This window comes from Cupriavidus pauculus (assembly GCF_008693385.1).
Lineage (GTDB): Bacteria > Pseudomonadota > Gammaproteobacteria > Burkholderiales > Burkholderiaceae > Cupriavidus > Cupriavidus pauculus_D.
Window position 1 is genome coordinate 930,174 of record NZ_CP044065.1, and the last position, 21,603, is coordinate 951,776.

13 protein-coding genes are annotated in these 21,603 nt (G+C 68.2%); 11 read left to right on the plus strand and 2 right to left on the minus strand.

The genetic code is table 11. The features are described from left to right. Positions 1-37: 37 nt before the first annotated feature. The 3 genes from FOB72_RS04330 to FOB72_RS04340 are packed head-to-tail and all read left to right on the plus strand — an operon-like array spanning position 38 to position 5,419. The gene (locus tag FOB72_RS04330; protein ID WP_191002185.1) at positions 38-2,017 is read left to right on the plus strand and encodes an efflux RND transporter periplasmic adaptor subunit; all 1,980 of its coding nucleotides are present in this window, start codon (positions 38-40) and stop codon (positions 2,015-2,017) included. Next, positions 2,014-4,002, plus strand: a complete 1,989-nt coding sequence (locus FOB72_RS04335; protein ID WP_150371393.1) for an ABC transporter permease — start codon at positions 2,014-2,016, stop codon at positions 4,000-4,002. The genes FOB72_RS04330 and FOB72_RS04335 overlap by 4 nt, the downstream gene beginning before the upstream one ends. A 4-nt stretch (positions 4,003-4,006) precedes the next feature. Beyond that, positions 4,007-5,419: an efflux transporter outer membrane subunit gene (locus FOB72_RS04340; protein ID WP_191002186.1), complete on the plus strand. Its 1,413-nt coding sequence runs from the start codon at positions 4,007-4,009 to the stop codon at positions 5,417-5,419. Between the two features lie 34 nt (positions 5,420-5,453). Here FOB72_RS04340 and FOB72_RS04345 read toward each other — a convergent pair whose 3' ends face one another. Together FOB72_RS04345 and FOB72_RS04350 are read right to left on the minus strand one after the other, a co-directional pair. Beyond that, the gene (locus FOB72_RS04345) at positions 5,454-6,086 is read right to left on the minus strand and encodes a response regulator transcription factor (RefSeq protein ID WP_109580794.1); all 633 of its coding nucleotides are present in this window, start codon (positions 6,084-6,086) and stop codon (positions 5,454-5,456) included. A 90-nt stretch (positions 6,087-6,176) separates the two neighbouring features. Further along, positions 6,177-8,789 carry a PAS domain S-box protein gene (locus FOB72_RS04350; protein ID WP_150371395.1) on the minus strand — a complete coding sequence of 871 codons (2,613 nt, stop codon included), beginning with the start codon at positions 8,787-8,789 and terminating at the stop codon, positions 6,177-6,179. 362 nt (positions 8,790-9,151) lie between these two features. On the opposite strand from FOB72_RS04350, the gene aceE reads away from it, so the two are divergent. The 8 genes from aceE (at position 9,152) to FOB72_RS04390 (ending at position 21,589) form a co-directional block, all read left to right on the plus strand. Beyond that, the gene (aceE, locus tag FOB72_RS04355) at positions 9,152-11,839 is read left to right on the plus strand and encodes a pyruvate dehydrogenase (acetyl-transferring), homodimeric type (protein WP_150371396.1); all 2,688 of its coding nucleotides are present in this window, start codon (positions 9,152-9,154) and stop codon (positions 11,837-11,839) included. 166 nt (positions 11,840-12,005) lie between these two features. Further along, complete coding sequence (gene aceF / locus FOB72_RS04360; RefSeq protein WP_150371397.1) at positions 12,006-13,685, plus strand: dihydrolipoyllysine-residue acetyltransferase; 1,680 nt, start codon at positions 12,006-12,008, stop codon at positions 13,683-13,685. A gap of 89 nt (positions 13,686-13,774) precedes the next feature. Next, positions 13,775-14,383, plus strand: a complete 609-nt coding sequence (locus FOB72_RS04365; protein ID WP_150371398.1) for an MFS transporter — start codon at positions 13,775-13,777, stop codon at positions 14,381-14,383. Positions 14,384-14,419: 36 nt separating this feature from the next. Beyond that, on the plus strand, positions 14,420-16,222 hold the full coding sequence (gene lpdA, locus FOB72_RS04370; protein ID WP_150371399.1) for a dihydrolipoyl dehydrogenase: 1,803 nt from the start codon (positions 14,420-14,422) through the stop codon (positions 16,220-16,222). 265 nt (positions 16,223-16,487) lie between these two features. Continuing rightward, positions 16,488-18,350, plus strand: a complete 1,863-nt coding sequence (atzF, locus tag FOB72_RS04375; protein WP_223851409.1) for an allophanate hydrolase — start codon at positions 16,488-16,490, stop codon at positions 18,348-18,350. A gap of 37 nt (positions 18,351-18,387) precedes the next feature. Further along, a complete protein-coding gene (locus tag FOB72_RS04380) occupies positions 18,388-19,485 on the plus strand; it encodes a BMP family ABC transporter substrate-binding protein (protein WP_150371400.1) in 1,098 nt (365 codons plus the stop codon). A gap of 30 nt (positions 19,486-19,515) precedes the next feature. Beyond that, on the plus strand, positions 19,516-20,670 hold the full coding sequence (locus FOB72_RS04385) for an ABC transporter permease (protein ID WP_150371401.1): 1,155 nt from the start codon (positions 19,516-19,518) through the stop codon (positions 20,668-20,670). Beyond that, the gene (locus FOB72_RS04390) at positions 20,663-21,589 is read left to right on the plus strand and encodes an ABC transporter permease (protein WP_150371402.1); all 927 of its coding nucleotides are present in this window, start codon (positions 20,663-20,665) and stop codon (positions 21,587-21,589) included. Before FOB72_RS04385 ends, FOB72_RS04390 begins: the two co-directional genes overlap by 8 nt. The last annotated feature ends 14 nt before the right edge of the window (positions 21,590-21,603 follow it).

A 21,603-nucleotide genomic window follows, 5' to 3' on the forward strand; every position in this document is an offset into this window, starting at 1 on the left:
GCGCCGGAGAACGGACATGTGGTGCGGCGGCGAATACATGATGCGAGCCTTCTGTCGGCCGGCGCTGGGCCGCGCATGGCCCGTCATCGTGACGGTCGCGGTTCTTGCGGTCGCTGCCGTGGCCGGAGCCTTCGTCTGGCACAGGCTGTCGGCCGCCGCGGCGCCCATGCCCTTGGTGGCTGCCACGCGCGGCGATATCGAGGAAACGGTGCTGGCCACTGGGACCATCGTGCCGATGCGGCAGGTCAATGTGGGGGCGCAGGTCAGCGGCCAGCTCAAGACGCTGGCCGTGCGCGTGGGCGATCGCGTCGAACGGGGCCAGTTGCTGGCCGAGATCGATCCCGTGCTGCAGCAGAACGAACTGAAGCGGGCCGAGGCTGCGCTCACGCACGCGGAGGCGCAGCGGACCGCGCAGCTGGCGCAGCTGCGCCAGCATCGGCTGGCATGGAAGCGCGAGCTCGCGATGCGGCAGACCGATGCCAATACCGAGGCCGATCTCGATGCGGCCCGCGCGCAGGCCGAGGCCAGCGCGGCGAACGTGGCGGCGCTCGAGGCCACGGTACGGCAGGCGCGCGTGGCCGTGGAGTCGGCGGCGGCCAGCCTGGCTTATACGCGCATCGTCGCGCCGATGGATGGACAGGTCATTTCGGTCACCGCCGAGGTGGGGCAGACGCTCGTGGCGGTGCAGTCGGCGCCGACCATCCTTGTGCTGGCCGATCTGGACGAGATGCTCGTCAAGGCGCGGATCTCGGAGGCGGACGTGGTGCGGGTGCGTACGGGGCAGAGTGGATGGTTCTCGATTCTGGGGGCGCCGCTGCGCAGGGTTCCGGTCGTGTTGCGGAGCATTTCGCCGGCACCGCCGGGCGGGGATGCGCCACTCGCGATTGGGCAAGGGGGCGCGATCTATTATCACGGCGAGTTTCTGGTGGCCAACGGGGATCATGCGCTGAAGCCATCGATGACGGCCCAGGTGTCCATCGTCACGGGCCGCGCGGCCGGCGCGGTGCGCGTGCCGGCGGCCGCGGTGAACGGTCCGGACGAGCAGGGGCGGCATACGGTGCAGGTGGCGCGGCGGGGCGCGGACGGCAGGCTCGCGGGATGGGAGACCCGCGAGGTGGAGATCGGGTTGAGCGATCACGTCTGGGTGCAGATTCTTCGCGGCGTGGAGGAGGGGGAGGCCGTGATGGTGGAGCCGCAGGCGGGGGGGCAGGCCGAGGCGCGGGCCGAGATGCGGGCCGAGACGCCGACCGAGGCGCCGATCGAGGCGCGAGCCGAGGTGCGGGCTGGCATGCGGGCCGAGATGCAGGCCGAAGTGCGGGCCGAGGCGCGGGCTGAGACGCGGGCTGAGACGCGGGCCGATGTGCGGGCCGGGATGCGAGCCGAGACACGGGCCGGGATGCGGGCCGAGGCGCGAGCCGAGATGCGGGCCGGGATGCAGTCCGATGTGCGGGCCGGAGTGCGGACCGAGACGCGGACCGAGATGCGGGCCGGGATGCAGTCCGATGTGCGGGCCGGGATGCGGGCCGACATGCGGGGCGAGATGCGGGCCGGGACGCGGGCCGACGTGCGGGGCGAGATGCGGGCCGGGATGCAGGCCGATGTGCGAGCCGGGACGCGGGCCGAGGCGCGGACCGAGATGCGGGCGGGAGTGCGGGCCGATGTGCGGGCCGATGTGCGGGCCGGGATGCCGGCCGACGTGCGGGGCGAGATGCGGGCTGGCATGCGGGCCGAGACGCGAGCCGAGACGCGAGCCGAGATGCAGGCCGATGTGCGGGCCGAGATGCGGGTCGACGTGTGGGACGAAATGCGGGCGGACGTGTGGGACGAAATGCGGGCCGACGTGTGGGACGAAATGCGGGCGGACGTGCGGGCCGACGTGCGGGACGAAATGCGGGCCGGGATGTGGGCCGAGGTGCGGGGCGCAGCTCGGGGCGGAGTGTGGGCTGAAGCGCAGGCTGAAGCGCGGGGCGGAGCGCGGCCGGACGTGTGGGGCGGGATGCCGCGGGAGCAGGCGTGACACAGCCGTTGCTGGAACTGCGCGCGGTGTCGCGCGCCTACGAGACCGTGTCGGACCGCGCGGGCAAGGCGGCCGGCGCGCGGACGATGGCGCTGCAGCCGCTCGACCTCGATATCCACGCGGGCGAGATGCTGGCCATCGTCGGCCGGTCCGGATCGGGCAAGACCACGCTGCTCAATCTGCTCGGCTGCCTCGATCGGCCGACCGAAGGCACCTACCGGATCGGCGGACGCGATACGCGCCGGCTCGATGCCGACGCGCTGGCCGCATTGCGCCGCGACACGTTCGGGTTCGTGTTCCAGCGTTACGACCTGCTGCCGGCGCTGACCGCGCTGGAAAATGTCGAGATGCCGGCGATCTATGCGGGCATCCGGGCCGACGTGCGTCGCAAGCGCGCCTGTCAGCTGCTCAGGCGCCTGGGCCTCGGGCAGCGCCTTGCGCATCTGCCGTCGCAGCTGTCGGGCGGGCAGCAGCAACGCGTCAGCATCGCGCGCGCGCTGATCAATGGCGGCTCGGTGATCCTGGCCGACGAGCCGACCGGCGCGCTCGATCGCGCGAGCCACGAGGAGGTGCTCAGGCATCTGCGAGCGTTGCATCGGGAAGGCCATACGATCGTCATCGTGACGCATGACCCCGACGTGGCGGCCGTGGCGGAACGCGTGGTCGAGCTCTGCGACGGCCGCGTGATTGCCGACCGGCGCGTGGCGCCGGGCCCCGCGCTGGCGGCACGCACGGACGGCCCCGCGCGAAACGGCACGATGGCGCCGGTACGCGGGGAATCGCTCATCTCGCTCGCGCGCCTGCGCGTATCGCTGGCCATGGCATGGCGCGCCATGACCAGCCATCGGCTGCGCGCCGCGTTGACGATGCTGGGCATCGTCATGGGCATCGCGGCCGTGATTCTCGTCACCGGCCTCGGCGAAGGCGCCAAGCGGCGCGTGATCGACGACCTGCGCGCACTGGGCGCCCATACCGTCGATATCTTTCCGGGCAAGGACTGGAACGACGACGACGCGGCGGGACGCCGGGTGCTGGGCGAGACCGACCTGCCATTGCTGGCGATGCAGCCCTATGTCGATAGCGTCAGCCCGGTCGTGGCCGGTTCGGCGACGGCGCGCCGCGGCAGCCGGTCCGTGCGCGTGACGCTGAGCGGCGTGGGTGCGCGGTTCTTCCGTGCCTCCGGGGCAACGATGGCGTCCGGCACCGCGTTCTCCGCCAGCGACGTATTCCGGCAGGCGCAGGTCATCGTCATCGACGACACGCTCGCGCGGCGCCTGTTCGGCAAGGATCGCGATCCGGTCGGCGAAACCGTGCTCGTCGATCAGGTGCCGTGCCGCGTGATCGGCGTGGCGCGAACGCGGAAGGCGCTGTTCGCCCCCGAACCCGCGCCCGAGGCGTGGCTGCCGTACACGACGCAGATGTACCGGTTTCAGGCGCGCGACTACTTCGATGCGATCAAGGTCCGGCTCAAGCCCGGGCAGGGCGCGTGGCCGCCGCGCGATCTGGAACGCATCCTCACCAAGCTGCACGGCCGCAAGGATTTCTTCATCATGGTCAGCGACCACTTCGTCAAGAAGGTGGAGGCGATCGCCGGCACGCTGACGCTGCTGGTATCGGCGGTGGCGCTGATCTCGCTGGTCGTCGGCGGCGTGGGCGTCATGAACATCATGCTGGTGGCCGTGAGCGAGCGCACGCGCGAGATCGGTATCCGCATGGCGGTCGGCGCGCGGCGCGCCGACATCCGCCAGCAATTCCTGATCGAGGCCGTGCTGCTGTGCCTGACCGGGGCGCTGGCGGGCGTGGCGTTCGCCTGGTGCATCGGCATGCTGATCGGGCGCCTGCAGAACGAGATCTCGATGGTGTTCTCGCCCTGGGCGGTGGCCGGGGCCTGCGCCACCGCAATTGCCGTTGGCGTGGGATTTGGCTACGTGCCCGCGCGCAATGCGTCGCGGCTGGTGCCGGTCGTGGCGCTCGCGAGGGGATAAGGCGATGCGGCGTTCGGCCCGGCCGCTCAGGCTCGTCGCGCTAGCCCTTGCCATGGCCTGTACGGCCTGTGGGAGTCTGCTGCGCACTCCGTATGAAACGCCTGCATCCACGCTGCCGCCGGCATGGGACGCGCCCGTGCCGGCCGGCGCGACGCAGATGCGCCCCGACGCACGCTGGTGGCGCGCATTCGGCGACGCGCGGCTCGATGCCCTGATCGAGCAGGCACTCGAGCGCAATGCGGATCTGGCGCTCGCCGGCCTGCGCATGTACCGCGCGCGGCTCGAAGCGGGCGCCGAGGACGCGCGCGGCATGCCCTCGCTGGACCTGCGCACCGGCGCGAGCACCAAGCGCAACCTGAAGCACGGCGGCTCGAGCGTGCGTGGCTACGAGGCCGGACTCGCGCTCAGCTACGACGTGGACCTGTGGGGAAAACTGGCGCGCACGCAGGAGGCCGCCGCATGGCGCGCGGCGGCGAGTGCCTTCGATCTGCAGGCGACGAAGCTCGCGCTCGTCGGCGAGGTGTCCACGCTGTACTGGAGCATCGCCGAGCTCAACACGCGCATCGCGCTGGCGCAGGCCGACCTCGCGGACGCGGAGCGGGTGCTCTCGCTGACGCGCGCGCGCAGGCAGGCAGGGGCGGGGAGCGCGATCGAACTCGCGCTGGCGGAGCGCGATACGGCGGCGACATCGGCGGCGCTGGAGCGCCATCTGCGGCAACGCGATACGCAGCGCCTGACGCTGGGCAAGCTGCTGTCGGCACCCGTGGCGGCCGAGGCCGCCGCGGCCTATACCCTGCCGAGCGCCGATCTGCCCGAACTGGCGCCAGGGCTGCCGGCCACGGCGCTCGCGCGGCGGCCGGACGTGGCCGCCGCCGAGACCCGCATGCGCGCGACGCTCAATCTCTACGATGCGAGCATCGCCGATTTCTACCCGAAACTGACGCTGACCGCCGATGCCACGGGCCGCAGCAGCGACCTCGGTCAGCTGTTCTCGAATCCGTTCGGAACGCTCGGAGGCGGCCTGATGATGCCGCTGCTCAAATGGCAGGCATTGCAGATGGCGTCCGATATCGCGCGCGTGAACCACGACGAGAGCGTGACGACGTACCAGAAGACGCTGTACGCGGCGCTCGTGGAGGTGAACGAGGCAATGGTGGAGCGCGAGAGCCTGGGGCGCGAGGCGGGGGAGGTGCGTGCCGCGCTGGACGCGGCCACGCGCGCGGAAGCGCTGAGCATGGCGCGTTATGTGGCGGGCAAGGGAACGTTGCGCGCGGCGCTCGACGATGGGCGTGCGCGCCGCGAGGCGAGCGCCGCGGCGCTGACCACGCGCGTGAACCAGCTACGCGCGCAGATGACGCTGTTCCGCGCGTTGGGGGGCACGGAGGAGATGACGGATCCGCCGGCCGCCGCCGGCTGAGCCGCGGCGGCCGGCAGACCGGCGGATCCCGGGATCAGCTGTTGCGCGAGAGCGCGAGGCGAAGCAGGTCCGCCACCGTGTTCACGTTGAGCTTCTCCATGATGTTGGCGCGGTGCGCCTCCACGGTCTTGATGGAGATGCCAAGGTCGTCGGCGATCTGCTTGTTCAGGCGGCCGGCGACGATGCGCTCGAGCACCTGCTGCTCGCGCGTGGTCAGCTTGCCGAGCAGGTCCTTGGCCGCGCGCTGTTCGCGGGCCGCCGAATGATCGGTACGCGCCTTGGTCAGCATGCGCTCCACGAGCGCGCGCAGTTCCGATTCGTCGAACGGTTTCTCGATGAAATCGATGGCGCCGCGCTTCATCGTGGAGACCGCCATCGGCACGTCGCCGTGGCCGGTAATGAAGACGATGGGGATGTCGATGCCCTCGGCGAGCATGCGCTCCTGCAGCTCGGGGCCGCTCATGCCCGGCATCCGCACGTCGAGGATCAGGCAGGAAACCTGTCCGGCGTCATAGGCCGAAAGAAACTGCTCGGCGCTGTTGAAGCTGCGGACCTGATAGCCATTGCCCTCGAGCAGCCAGGTCAGCGAGTCGCGCATCGCCTCGTCGTCATCGACGATGAAGACGGTCTCGCCGCGGTGAGGCGTTGGGGAAGGCGTTGCTGTCATGAAGTCTCCTGGCAAGGGTCGTTTGGAGCGAAGTGTAACCGGAGTGCGAGGTTGCGCGAAAGCCGTACAACGGAAGTGCCCATGCCGTGATTATTGCTCAGTTGGGGCCGTGTGGATCGGCAATGTGATCTTGAACGTGCAGCCGATGCCATCGGGGTTGTTTTCCACCCAGAGCCGGCCCTGGTGGGATTCGATGATCGACCGGCAGATATTGAGGCCCATGCCCATGCCGTCCGACTTGGTGCTGAAGAACGGCTCGAACAGCCGCTCCTTGGTCGCCTCGTCCACGCCCGGCCCCTGGTCGATCACGTCGATGCAGCAGCACTGGCCGAATTCCATCGGTTCCACCCGCGCGTGCAGGCGCACGACGCCGGCCGCGCGCATGGCCGGCAGGCCCGCCATGGCTTCCACCGCGTTCTTGAGCAGGTTGACGAGCACCTGTTCGATCAGCACCGGATCGACGTACAGCAGCAGCGGCGGGGCGGGCAGGCGCGTGAGGATGGTCACGCGGCGGCGCGTGGCTTCCAGATCGGCCAGTCCGACCGCGTCGGCGACGATGTCGTGCAGCGACGCTTCGCGGCGCTGCGGCTGGCTACGCTTCACGAAGCCCCGGATGCGGCTGATGATGGTGCCCGCGCGTACGGCCTGCGCGGACGTTTTCTCGAGCACCGGAATCAGGTCCTCGGGCGTGCTGCGGCCCGAGTGGAGCCGCGCCACGGCGCCCATGCAGTAGTTGTTGATGGCCGCGAGCGGCTGGTTGAGCTCGTGCGCGAGCGACGACGCCATTTCGCCCATGGTGGTCAGGCGGCTCGTGAACTGCAGGCGCTCTTCGTGCTGGCGCGCCATTTCCTCGGCGGCCTTGCGCATGGTGATGTCCGTGGCGATCTGCATCTGCGCGAGGTGGCCGTCCACCCACTGGATATACCGGCGGCGGACTTCGAACCATTTCTGCATGTCCGGCACGAACACTTCCCGCGCGTCGGACGCGTAGGGCATGAGCTCGGAAGCGGGCAGGCCCGCGTAGGCATCGACGTAGTCGGTGCTGTCGCTCGAGATCTGCTCCTTGTCGAAGTCGTCGCCGGCCAGCTTCAGGTGGCCCTCGGCTTCCCAGCCGAACAGCTGGCGGTAATAGCGGTTGGCGAACAGCAGTTCGGCCTTGTCGGTGGCCAGCACCGACACCGCGGCGTCCAGGCTCTCGAGCACCGTGGTGAAGCGGTCGTGCGCGGCGGCCAGCTCCTCGCGCGCGCGCTTGGGCTCGGTGATGTCCGTCATCGAACTCATCCAGCCCGTATGGCGGCCGCGGCTATCGACGAGCGGCGAGACGTACATGCGCGCGAAGAAGCTGCTGCCGTCGCGGCGCATCACGCGCATCTCGTAGCCGGTGGCCGGCGACTTGCCCTGCAGCGTGAGGTCGATCTGCTTCTGCATCTCCTGCTGGTCGTTGGGCGGCCAGTAGGGGAAAGGGGGCATGCGGCCGACGAGGTCGGCTTCCAGCCAGCCCGTCATGCGGCAGAATGCGGGATTGACGTACGTGATGCGGCCGTTGAGGTCGAGCGCGCGCAGGCCGATCAGCATCGAGTTTTCCATCGCGCGGCGGAACGACGTTTCCGCGAGCAGCGCGCGCTGCGCCTCCGAGCGGCGGCTCGTATGCCGCCACATGCTCCAGAGACTCCACAGCAGGAAGCACGACAGGCCGACCACGAGCCACAACAGCATGTTGTTGGGCAGGTTGGACGGCGGCGGATAGGCATCGGCGCGCAGCGACAGCGAATGGCCGGGCGGATCGAGCAGGACCTCGTACGACAGCGCGTTGCCCGGTACCGGCCGTACCGACGTGCTCGCGCGCGTCTGGTTGTTCTTGTCGATCAGCGAGAAGCGGTAGCGCTCGGTGAGCTCGGGGGGCAGCAGATGGGTCAGGATGCCGTTGATCGAGTACAGCGCGCCGAGCGTGCCGAGGAATTCGTTGTCCCGCACGATCGGCACTTCCATCAGCATGAAGCTGTCGCCGCGGTCGTTGACGAGCGGCCGCGAGTAGACCACGCGCTGCGTTTCGCGCGCGGCGTCGAAGGTATCCAGTACCTCGGGCTCGAGCGGCTGGTCCTGCGACTCGCGCAGGCGGCTCGCGAACTCCGAGGTGGACGGCAGCGACCAGCGTCCGCGCCGCGTGGCGTCGAGCCAGTTGATGAACACGATCTCTGGGTTCTCGCGCAGGATTTCCTGCGCGGCGGTGCGATAGGCGCCCTGGTCGAGCTGCGCGGCCGCGATATCGCGCGCGAGGGAGGCAAGCTGATCCTGGTTGCTCAGCAGGGACAGCCGCACGCGCTGCTGCGCCCACGCCGCGTCGCGATAGAGCGCGTCGCGCTGCTGCTGGCGCTCGGTCTCGTGCAGCGACCAGAGGATGACGCCCATGGCCACCGTGAACAGCACGATCGCCACGAGCGGGATGAACATGAACCAGCTGGTCGCGACGAGGTTGCGCCAGCGCAGCCACCACAGGCCGCGCGGCGCGGCCGCATAGGGGCCCGCGTCGGGATTCGCGTCATGGGTGTCCGGCGCGTCGTGCGCTTCGCCGTGCCGGTGCGCCTGCGCGGGGCCGGGATGCAACGCGTCGTCGCCGGTACGGGCGCCGTGGCCGGAATCGGCGGTAGACGGCGGGAGCATCGCGGTGCGGAAGCTGGAGAGGATTCGTTCGAGGAACTGCATAGAGAGGCGGGGACAACTGACAGGCCAGTGTAGCGGCATTACTTTATCGGCATTACTGCGGTGCGTCGCTTGGGGAAAGCATCTATCGAATGCGCCACTTGGCTGGGCAAATTCCGATTTCCCACGGCTTTTCATGATGCGCTGCAATGCGAATTCTGGTGCACTGCGGCATTATTCCACATTATAAAAAACGAATCCGTAATCTGAAAATTTCGCTTGCAAGCCGCTCCTGTGCTTCCATAGAATCGCTTCGACCCAATAGTGCGGGCGGATTTCACGTGCCTGCCGCATTCTGACCACCCCCCGCGGCCGACCCCCCGCTTACCCGGCGGAGCGGGCAGGAATTTACCCAGGAGACAGTCATGTCAGCTGTACCAGAGCAGATCCTCGGCGCCAGCAGCGCCAACGACGCAGACCCCCAGGAAACGCATGAATGGCTCGATGCCCTGCAGGGTGTCATCGCCGCCGAAGGTCCCGAGCGGGCTGCCTTCCTGATCGACAAGCAGATCGAATACGCACGCGTGAACGGCGTGACCCAGCCGTTCCATGCGGAAACGCAATACATCAACACGATTCCGGTCGAGCTGCAGGCACGCATCCCTGGCGACCAGGACATCGAGCACCGCATCCGTTCGTACACGCGCTGGAACGCGATGGCGATGGTGCTGCGCGCGAACAAGCATACCAACGTCGGCGGCCATATCTCGTCGTTCGCTTCCGCCGCGACGCTCTATGACGTCGGCTACAACCACTTCTGGCGCGCCCCCACCGAAGAACTGGGCGGCGACCTCGTCTTCGTGCAGGGCCACTCGGCGCCGGGCGTCTACTCGCGCGCGTTCCTGCTGGGCCGCCTGACGACCGAGCAGCTCGACAACTTCCGCCAGGAAGTGGACGGCAAGGGTATCTCGTCGTACCCGCATCCGTGGCTGATGCCGGACTTCTGGCAGTTCCCGACCGTGTCGATGGGCCTCGGCCCGATCATGGCCATCTACCAGGCACGCTTCATGAAGTACCTGGACAGCCGCGGCCTGGCCAAGGCCGGCGACCGCAAGGTCTGGGCCTTCCTCGGCGACGGCGAGACCGACGAGCCGGAATCGCTCGGCGCGATCGGCATGGCCGGCCGCGAACGCCTGGACAACCTCGTGTTCGTGATCAACTGCAACCTGCAGCGCCTGGACGGCCCGGTGCGCGGCAACGGCAAGATCATCCAGGAACTGGAGTCGGAATTCCGCGGCGCCGGCTGGAACGTGATCAAGGTGGTGTGGGGCAGCCGCTGGGACCAGCTGCTGGCGCGCGACCACAAGGGCCTGCTGATGAAGCGCATGATGGAATGCGTGGACGGCGAATACCAGACCTTCAAGGCCAAGGATGGCGCCTACGTGCGCGAGCACTTCTTCAATACGCCGGAACTGAAGGCCATGGTGGCCGACTGGTCCGACGACGATATCTGGCGCCTGAACCGCGGCGGCCACGATCCGCACAAGGTGTATGCCGCCTACAAGGCCGCGAGCGACCACAAGGGCCAGCCGACGCTGATCCTCGCCAAGACCATCAAGGGCTATGGCATGGGTGACGCGGGCCAGGCGATGAACGTCGCCCACCAGCAGAAGAAGATGCCGGTGGAGTCGATCCGCAAGTTCCGCGACCAGTTCAACATTCCGGTTGCCGACGACCAGCTCGAGAAGGTGCCGTACCTGACGTTCGACGAAGGTTCGAAGGAACTGGAATACATGCGCGCCCGCCGCATGGAACTCGGCGGTTACCTGCCGGCGCGCCGCAAGCAGGCCGCGCCGCTGGCCGTGCCCGAGCTCAAGGCCTTCGAGGCCCTGCTCAAGGCAACGGGCGAAGGCCGCGAAGTGTCCACGACGATGGCGTTCGTGCGGATCCTGAACACGCTGCTGAAGGACAAGCAGATCGGCAAGCACGTGGTGCCCATCGTGCCGGACGAATCGCGTACGTTCGGCATGGAAGGCCTGTTCCGCCAGGTCGGTATCTGGAACCAGCAGGGTCAGAAGTACGTCCCCGAGGACCATGACCAGCTGATGTTCTACAAGGAATCGGAAACCGGCCAGGTGCTGCAGGAAGGCATCAACGAAGCCGGCGCGATGTGCGACTGGATCGCCGCGGCCACGTCGTATTCGACGCATGGCGTGCAGATGATTCCGTTCTACATCTACTACTCGATGTTCGGCATCCAGCGTATCGGCGACCTGTGCTGGGCCGCCGCGGACATGCGTTCGCGCGGCTTCCTGCTGGGCGGCACGTCGGGCCGCACGACGCTGAACGGCGAAGGCCTGCAGCACGAGGACGGTCACTCGCACGTGTTCCACGCCGCGATTCCGAACTGCATCTCGTACGACCCGACGTTCCAGTACGAACTGGCGGTGGTGATGCAGGACGGCCTGCGCCGCATGTATGCCGAGCAGGAAGACGTCTACTACTACCTGACGGTGATGAACGAGAACTACGAACATCCGGAAATGCCGGCTGGCGTAGAGGGCGACATCGTCAAGGGCATGTACCAGTTCCGCAAGGGCGTGGAGAACAGCAACGCGCCGCGCGTGCAGCTGCTGGGCTCGGGCACGATTTTCCGCGAGGTGATCGCCGCCGCGGACCTGCTGAAGAAGGACTGGGGCGTGGAATCGGACCTGTGGGGCTGCCCGAGCTTCACGGAACTGGCCCGCGAAGGCCAGGACGTCGAGCGCTACAACCTGCTGCACCCGACCGAGACGCCGCGCGAGTCGTTCGTCACGCAGAAGCTCAAGGGCGTGCGCGGTCCGGTCATCGCCTCGACCGACTACGTGCGCGCGTTCGCCGAACAGATTCGTCCGTTCGTGCCGCGCCGCTACGTGGTGCTGGGTACCGATGGCTTCGGCCGCTCGGACACCCGCGAGAAGCTGCGCCACTTCTTCGAAGTGGATCGCCACTGGGTCACGGTGGCCGCGCTGAAGGCGCTGGCCGACGAAGGCGCGATCGGTCGTGAAAAGGTGGCCGAGGCCATCAAGAAGTACAACCTCGACCCGTCCAAGCCGAACCCCATGTCGGTCTGATAGCGCGCATAGCACGCACGAACGCAATAACGACGCACGAAACCCCCGCAGCGCGGCTCCGGCCGCCTTGCGGCGTGGCGACATGACAGATTCTCGCGGTGGGAGTAATCTCGCCCGTTACATTTGTCGTTTGTCGCATGCGCCGGCTGCCCAGGAGAGACACTGAATGAGTCAAGCGATTGAAATCAAGGTGCCGGATATCGGCGACTATGACGCCGTTCCCGTCATCGAAGTGCATGTGAAACCCGGCGACACGATCAACGCCGAGGACGCGCTGGTCACGCTCGAGTCCGACAAGGCCACCATGGACGTGCCGTCGCCGCAGGCCGGCACGGTCAAGGAAGTCCGCATCAAGGTGGGCGACAACGTGAAGGAAGGCTCCGTGCTGGTCATGCTGGAGCCCGCTGGCGCCGCCGCGCCGGCACCGGCTGCCGCGCCCGCGGCGGCTCCGGCGCCGGCACCCGCTCCGGCCCCGGCGGCCGCCGCACCGGCGCCCGCACCGGCTCCGGCCGCCGCGCCCGCTGGCGGTGGCGGCACCATCGAGGTCAAGGTGCCCGATATCGGCGACTACGACGCGGTGCCCGTGATCGAAGTCCACGTGAAGGCCGGCGATACGATCAAGGCCGAAGACGCGCTGGTTACGCTCGAGTCCGACAAGGCCACCATGGATGTGCCGTCGCCGCAGGCCGGCACGGTCAAGGAAGTGAAGGTCAAGATCGGCGACAACGTGAAGGAAGGCGTCGTCCTGCTGATTCTGGAAGGCGCCGGCGGTGCTGCCGCGCCGGCTCCGGCCGCAGCGGCCGCCGCACCGGCACCCGCCGCGGCGGCCCCGGCCCCGGCTGCCGCCGCGCCGGCCCCCGCAGCGGCTCCGGCTCCCGCGCCGGCCGCCGCGCCCGCGCAGGGCGTGACCGGCAAGGCCGCGCACGCGAGCCCGTCGGTGCGCCGCTTCGCGCGCGAACTCGGCGTGGATGTCTCGCGCGTGCCGGGTACCGGTCCGAAGGGCCGCATCACCCAGGAAGACGTGCAGAACTTCGTCAAGGGCGTGATGAGCGGCCAGACCGCGGCGCCTGCCGCGGCCGCTGGCGCTGCCGCCGGCGGCGGTGGCGGTGGCGAACTGAACCTGCTGCCGTGGCCGAAGGTGGACTTCAGCCGCTTTGGCGAGTTCGAAAGCAAGCCGCTGTCGCGCATCAAGAAGATTTCCGGTGCCAACCTGCACCGCAACTGGGTGATGATCCCCCACGTCACGAACAACGACGAGGCCGATATCACCGAGCTGGAAGCCTTCCGCGTGCTGCTGAACAAGGAAAACGAGAAGGCCGGCGTCAAGGTCACGATGCTCGCGTTCCTGATCAAGGCCACGGTCGCGGCGCTGAAGAAGTTCCCGAACTTCAATGCATCGCTGGACGGCGACAACCTCGTCTTCAAGAAGTATTTCAATATCGGCTTCGCGGCCGATACGCCGAACGGGCTCGTCGTGCCGGTGCTCAAGGATGCCGACAAGAAGGGCGTGCTCGAGATCAGCAAGGAGATGGGCGAGCTGGCCAAGGCGGCCCGCGACGGCAAGCTCAAGCCGGACCAGATGCAGGGCGGTTGCTTCTCCATCTCGTCGCTCGGCGGCATTGGCGGCACGCACTTCACGCCGATCATCAATGCCCCGGAAGTGGCGATCATGGGGGCGAGCAAGTCGGCCATGAAGCCGGTCTGGGACGGCAAGCAGTTCGTGCCGCGTCTGATGCTGCCGCTGTCGCTGTCGTACGACCATCGCGTCATCGACGGTGCCGATGCGGCGCGCTTCAACGCGTACATCGGCCAGCTGCTGGCGGATTTCCGCCGCATCATTCTCTGAGCGTGATCTGAGGCAGGGCGGGTACGGCGTCAACGTCCCCGCCCCGGCCTCGCCGCTCTCCCGCAGACACCCGATTCCAGAGGCCAGCCATGACTACATGTGTCGTTGTCAGGAAGGGTGCCGAAGTGGCAATCGCGGCCGACGCGCTGGTGACGTTCGGCGACACGCGGCTCTCGCGCGCCTACGAACGCAACCAGAAGGTCTTTCCGGTGGGCGAGAGCTTTGTCGCGCTGGCCGGGACGACCGCGCACTTTCCGGTCATGCGCAGCCTGCTGCTGGGCATGGGCGAGGAGTGCCGGCTCGGTTCGCGCGACGATGTCTTCCGCACGTTTCTCAAGGTGCACGAGAAGCTCAAGTCCGAGTACTTCATCAACACCAAGGAAGACGATGACGACCCCTACGAGTCGTCGCAGATCGTTTGCCTGATCGCCAATCCGCACGGCATCTTCGGCGTCTATTCGTATCGCGAGGTGTTTTCGTTCGACCGCTTCTGGGGCATCGGATCGGGGCGCAACTATGCGCTCGGCGCGATGCATGCGGTCTACGATCGGCCGGACTTCGGTGCCGGCGATATCGCGCGCGTGGGCGTGGACGCGGGGGTGGAGTTCGACAAGAGTTCGGCGGGACCCATCGACGTGCATGTCGTCTCTCTGCAGGATCCGGCAACCCCGACAACCCAAAATGGAGGCGCGGCCTGAACCCCGCGGGGGCGGCGCGCATTTGAGGAGCAAAGCATGAGTGTGACCGAAGTCAAGGTGCCGGATATCGGCGATTTCGACGCGGTGGAAGTCATTGAAGTCCTGGTCAAGGCCGGCGATACGGTGGAAGAGGAGCAGTCGCTCATCGTCCTCGAGTCCGACAAGGCCAGCATGGACGTGCCGTCGTCGTCCGCCGGCAAGGTGGTCGAGGTACGCGTGAAGGTGGGCGACAAGGTGGCCAAGGGAACCGTGATCTGCACGGTGGAGGCCGCCGCGGGCGCCGCGGCGCCGGCACCGGCCGCTCCCGCCCCGGCACCTGCGGCCGCCCCGGCACCCGCACCCGCGGCAGCACCCGCAGCGGCTCCGGCTGCCGCGCCCGCTGCCGCGACGCACACGGGCGGCGCCGACATCCAGTGCGACATGCTCGTGCTGGGCGCGGGCCCCGGCGGCTATTCGGCCGCGTTCCGCGCGGCGGACCTCGGCATGAACACCGTGATCGTCGAGCGCTACAAGACGCTCGGCGGCGTGTGCCTGAACGTGGGCTGCATTCCGTCGAAGGCGCTGCTGCACAACGCGGCGATCATCGACGAGGCAAAGGCGCTCGCTTCCCATGGCGTGTCGTTCGGCGACGTGAAGATCGACCTGGACAAGCTGCGCGGCTACAAGGAGTCCGTGGTCGGCAAGCTGACCGGCGGCCTCGCGGGCATGGCCAAGATGCGCAAGGTGCAGGTCGTGCGCGGCCTCGGCACGTTCCTCGATCCGCACCATCTGGAAGTGCAGGAAACCGAGGGCGAAGGCCAGGCCACGAGCGGCAAGAAGACCGTCATCCAGTTCAAGCAGGCCATCATCGCGGCCGGCAGCCAGGCCGTGATGCTGCCGTTTATCCCGAAAGATCCGCGTATCGTCGATTCGACGGGCGCGCTCGAGCTGCCGAGCATCCCGGGCAAGATGCTCGTGATCGGCGGCGGCATCATCGGGCTGGAAATGGCCACGGTGTACAGCACGCTGGGCGCGCGCATCGACGTCGTGGAAATGCTCGACGGCCTGATGCAGGGCGCGGACCGTGACCTCGTGAAGGTCTGGGACAAGATGAACAAGCATCGCTTCGACAACGTGATGCTCAAGACGAAGACCGTCGGCGTGGAAGCGAAGCCCGATGGCATCTACGTGAAGTTCGAGGGCGAGGCCGCGCCGGCCGAGCCGCAGCGCTACGACTTCGTGCTGGTCTCCGTGGGCCGTACGCCCAACGGCAAGAAGATCGGCGCCGAGCGCGCCGGCGTTGCCGTGACCGATCGCGGCTTTATCGAGGTCGACAAGCAGATGCGCACGAATGTGCCGCATATCTTCGCGATCGGCGATATCGTCGGCCAGCCGATGCTTGCGCACAAGGCCGTGCACGAAGCGCACGTGGCCGCCGAGGCCGCGCATGGCGAGAAGGCGTACTTCGACGTCAAGCAGATTCCGTCGGTCGCCTACACCGATCCGGAAGTGGCCTGGGCCGGCCTGACCGAGGAGCAGTGCAAGGCGCAGGGCATCAAGTACGGCAAGGGCGTGTTCCCATGGGCCGCCTCGGGCCGCGCGATCGCCAATGGCCGCGACGAAGGCTTCACCAAGCTGATCTTCGACGAAGAGACGCATCGCATCATCGGTGGCGGCATCGTCGGCACGCATGCGGGCGACCTGATCAGCGAGGTCTGCCTCGCGATCGAAATGGGCGCCGATGCCGTGGATATCGGCAAGACGATCCATCCGCACCCGACGCTGGGCGAGTCGATCGGCATGGCTGCCGAGATCTACGAAGGCGTCTGCACGGACGTCCCGCCGCCGCGGAAGAAGTAATCCCGAGCCGTGCGGGCCGGCACCGTGCGCATGCACTGCCGGCTCGCATGCCACGCCTCATCATGGGGCGTGGAACGGTGTCTCGCACCGTTCTTGCGCCGTTGTTGTGCCGTGGGGTGCCGTCACCGTGCGCCCTCGCTGACGCGCAATCCCGTGTCCGGTTCGATCTAACTCCCTGATTCGACGAAAGATTTCCGGTCGTTAAACGCCGGCGACGTGCTTTGGCACGCGGGTTGCTTTATTTGCGTTCAAACTTGGATACAAGATGGAACGCAAAGCAAACATGCCGTCATCCCGCCTTCCCGCGATCGCTACCCTGCTGGCGCAATACGCAAACGGTTCGCTGACTCCCACGCAATGCGTGGACGATGTGCTCGCGCGCATCGAGGCCAGCGACCGCCCCGAGGCCTGGATCCATCGCGTCGATGCCGAAGCGCTGCATGCGCGCGCCGGCGAGCTCGAAGCGCGGCTGGCCAGCGAAGGCGCGGCGCTGCTGACGGCGATGCCGCTGTTCGGCGTGCCGTTCGCGGTCAAGGATAACGTCGATGTCGCGGGCCTGCCGACCACGGCCGCGTGCCCGGCCTTTGCCTACGTTCCCACGGAAACGGCCTTCGCCGTCGAGCAGTTGCTCGCGGCCGGCGCCATCCTGATCGGCAAGACCAACCTCGACCAGTTTGCGACGGGGCTCGTGGGCACGCGCTCGCCGTACGGCGCGGTGCGGCAGATCGACCAGCCCGATCGCGTGTCGGGCGGCTCCAGCTCCGGCTCGGCGGTGGCCGTGGCGGCGGGGTGCGTCGCGTTCTCGCTCGGCACCGATACGGCCGGTTCGGGTCGCATTCCGGCCGGCTTCAACCATCTCGTCGGCCTGAAGCCGACGCTCGGCCTGGTGAGCAAGCGCGGCGTGGTGCCGGCCTGCCGTTCGCTCGACACGCTGTCCATCTTCGCGCACGACGTGGCCGACGCGTGGCGCGTGCTGGCGCAGATTGCCGTGTTCGATGCGCGCGATGGCTATGCGCGCGAAATCCCCGCGCTGGGACTGCCGCGCGGGCCGCTGCGCATGGCGGTGCCCGATATCGCCGCGCGCGCGGAGGGTTTCGATGGCGATGCACTGGCCGCACAGGCCTTCGCGCAGACCATGGACGCCGTGCGCGAGTCCTTGCAGATCGCGCCGTCCACCGTGCCGTTCGCGCCGCTGCAGGAAGCGGCGCTGCTGCTCTATGACGGCCCATGGGTCGCCGAGCGCCGCGCGGCACTGGGCACATTCTTCGATACGCACCACGACGCGCTCGATCCGACCGTGGCCGCCGTGATCGGCAAGGCCGACCGTTACAGCGCGACCGATGCGTTCGAGGCGCAGTACCGCATGGCCGATCTGCGCCGCGAGGCCGAGGCGATGTTCGCGTCGATCGACGTGCTCGTGGTACCGACCGCGCCCACGCATCCGACCATTGCCGCGTTGCGCGACGACCCGATCGGCGTGAACAGCCAGCTCGGGCGCTATACGAACTTCGTCAATCTGCTCGACCTGTGCGCGATTGCCGTGCCGGGCGTGCGCCGGGCCGATGGGCTGCCGGCCGGCATCACGCTGATTGGCCCCGCGGGGGCGGATCAGCGGATCGCCGTGCTGGGCGCGCGCATCGCGGCGCTGTTCGCGGCGCCGGCCGATGGTGCCGATGCCGGCGCCGTCATCGCGGATCTGCCGCTGCCGTTTGCCGAGCCCACCGTCGCGGTGGCCGTGGTCGGCGCACATCTGCGCGGCCAGCCGCTGAACTGGCAGTTGCGTGAAGCGGGCGCGACGCTGCGCGCGAGCACGCGCACCGCGCCGCGGTACCGGCTCTATGCGCTCGCCGGGACCACGCCGCCGAAGCCGGGCCTCGCGCGCGTGGCCGACGCCGATCACGCACACCCGGGTGCCGCCATCGAGGTCGAGGTCTGGGAGTTGCCGCTGCGCACGTTCGGCAAGTTCGTCGCCGATATTCCCGCGCCGCTGGGCATCGGCAACCTCGAACTCGAGGACGGCAGCCACGTGAAGGGCTTTATCTGCGAGCCCCACGCGCTGGCCGAAGGTGCCGGCGCCCGCGATATCACCGCCTTTGGCGGCTGGCGCGCCTACCTGTCCAGCCTCTGATCGAAACGTAAGCCCATCCACTGCCAGAGATCCAACCATGACCCATCGCCGCGACTTCCTCAAGCAAGCCAGCCTGCTGACCCTCGGTTCCGCGCTGCCCCTGCAGACGCTGCTGGCCGCCGAAAAACTGACCATCGGCGTGCTCTACGTCGGTGCCCGCAACGACTTCGGCTACAACCAGGCGCAGGCCGCCGCCACGGCGATCCTGAAAAAGCTGCCCAATGTGAAGGTCGTGGAAGAAGAGAACGTGCCGGAGACCATCGCGGCGCAGAAGACCATGGAGGCGATGATCCAGCAGGATGGCGCCACGCTGATCTTCGCGACGTCGTTCGGTTACTTCGATCCGCACGTGCTCAAGGTTGCGGCCAAATATCCGAAGGTACGCTTCGCCCATTGCGGCGGCCTCTGGAAGGCGGGCAATCCCGCGAACATCTCGAGCTACTTCGGCTACATCGACGAGTGCCAGTACCTCGATGGCGTGGTCGCGGGCCATATGAGCAAGAGCAAGAAGCTCGGCTTCGTCGCCGCCAAGCCGATTCCGCAGGTGCTGCGCAATATCAACGCGTTCACGCTCGGCGCGCAGTCGGTGGACCCGTCCATCACGACCCACGTGATCTTCACGGGTGACTGGTCGATGCCCGTCAAGGAGGCCGAGGCGGCCAACGGCCTGATCGATCAGGGCTGCGACGTGCTCACGTGCCATGTCGATGGGCCCAAGGTCGTGATCGAAACCGCCGAGAAGCGTGGCGCGATGAGCTGCGGCTATCACGCAAGCCAGGCCGCGCTCGCGCCGAAGGGTTACCTGACCGGCGCCGAGTGGGACTGGGCCACGCCGTACAAGTCCCTGACCGCCGACGTGCAGGCCGGCAAGGTGCCGCCCAACGTGCTGCGCGGCGGCCTGCGCGAGGGCTACGTCAAGCCGTCGCCGTACGGCGCGAAGGTGACGCCGGCCGCGAAGCAGGCGGCCGATGCGGTCAAGAGCAAGATGATGGCCGGCCAGTTCGCGATCTTCAAGGGACCGCTGAAGGACAACAAGGGGGGCGTGGCGATTCCGGCCGGCACCAGCCTCGCGCAGACCGACTACGTGCTGGAGAGCATGAACTACCTCGTCGCCGGCGTGGTGGGGCAGGGTTGAAGCGGTACGTCATGAAGCAGGAGCGCCAACATGCCTGATGCCGGCACGCCACGCACGTCGCATAGCGCGGCGACACTTTCCGCGCTGCTCAACGGCGTGCTGCCCGCATTGCCGACCGTGCTTGCGCTGATCGGCACGCTGCTGCTGTTCTCGCTGTTCCTGCTCGTGCAGGGCGCGCCCGCGCTGGAAGCGTTGACACTGATCTATCAGGGCGCCTTCGGCACGTCGTTCGCGTGGCAGAACACGCTGATGCGCGCGGCGCCGCTGATGCTGACCGCGCTGTGCGTGGCATTGCCCGCGCAGGTCGGCCTGATCGTGATCGGCGGCGAGGGCGCGCTGGCGCTCGGCGGCCTGGCCGCCGCCGTGCTGCCGCAATGGCTGCCCGCCGGCACGCCGTGGCCCGTGATGGTGACCGCGATGGGCGCCGTTGCGATGGTGACGGGCGGCGCGTGGATCGGCCTCGCGGGCGCGCTGCGCCACTGGCGCGGCGTCAACGAGACCATCGGCAGCCTGCTGCTGTCGTATATCGCCATCGCGGTGTTCAAGCAGCTGGTGGAAGGGCCGCTGCGCGACCCGGCCAGTCTCAACAAGCCGTCGACGCTGCCGCTGACCGATGCCGCGACGATCGGCACGCTGCCCGGCATGGATGTGCACTGGGGCCTGTTCTGGGGCGTGCTCGCGTGCGTCGCGGCATGGGTGCTCGTGCGTCACGGCACGGCGGGGTTTGCCATGCGCGTGGCCGGCGGCAATCCGCGCGCCGCGCGCATCGTGGGCCTGCCGGTGCGCCGGCTCGCGCTGCTCGCGTGCGTGCTCGGCGGTGCCGCGGCCGGCCTTGCCGGCATGTTCGAAGTGGCGGCCGTGCAGGGCAGCGCCAACGCGGCGCTGCTGGCGGGCTACGGCTACGGCGGCATTCTGGTCGCATTCGCGGCGCGTCAGCATCCGCTCGCGATCGTCGCTTGCGCGCTGCTGATCGGCGGTATCGAGAGCAGCGGCAGCCTGCTGCAACGCCGGCTCGATCTGCCCGATGCCACCACGCTCGTGCTGCAGGGCCTGCTGTTCGCCAACCTGCTGGCATGGGAAGCCCTGGGCGGCCGCATCGCGGCATGGCGCCTGCGCCTGCAGGCACGCATGCAGGCGTCGCGGCCCGGTAGCGAAGGCGCCTCGATGGAGACCCGTCATGTCTGATCTGCAATCGCCATGGGTCGTGCTGGTGCTGTCGCTGGTCAGCGGCGCCATTCGCGTCAGCACGCCGTATCTGTTCGTGAGCCTTGGCGAGTGCCTGACCGAGAAGGGCGGCCGCGTGAACCTCGGCCTGGAAGGCATTCTCGTGTCGGGCGCGATGAGTGGCTACGCGGTGGCCTATCTGTCCGGGTCGCCGTGGACCGGCGTGCTCGCGGCCGCATGCGTGGGGCTGCTGCTCGGCTGCCTGCACGGGCTGGTCTGCTCGCTGCCGCGCGTGTCCGATATCGCGTTTGGTATCGCGCTGATGCTGCTCGGCACCGGCCTTGCATTCTTTATTGGCAAGCCCTTTATCGCGCCGCAGGCGCCGATGCTGCCGTCGCTCGAACTCGGCAAGTGGACCCACATGCCGCAGCTGGAACAGGTGCTGCGCATCAACGTGCTGTTCGTCATCGGCGTGGCGCTGGCCTTCGTGCTGCAATGGGGCATGCGCGCGACGCGCTGGGGCCTGACGCTGCGCATGGTCGGCGATCACGCCGAGACCGCGCGCGCGATGGGCTATCCGCTCACGCGCATCCGCGTGGCCGCCACCGCGATCGGCGGCGCGTTCGCGGGCGTGGGCGGCGCGTATCTGTCGCTGGTCTACCCGGGCAGCTGGAACGAAGGGCTGTCGAGCGGGCAGGGCCTGATGGCCGTGGCGCTCGTGATCTTCGCGCGCTGGCAACCGCTGCGCTGCCTGTGGGCCGCGCTGCTGTTCGGCGCCGCGGGCGCGCTCGGTCCGGCACTGCAGGCCATTGGCGTGACCAGCGGGTATTACCTGTTCAATGCCGCGCCCTATGTGCTGACCCTCGTCATCATGATCATCAACTGCCGTCCCGATCGTGCGCTCGCCGGCGCCCCGGGCGAACTGAGCCTGACGCGCTGACGCATTGACGCGCG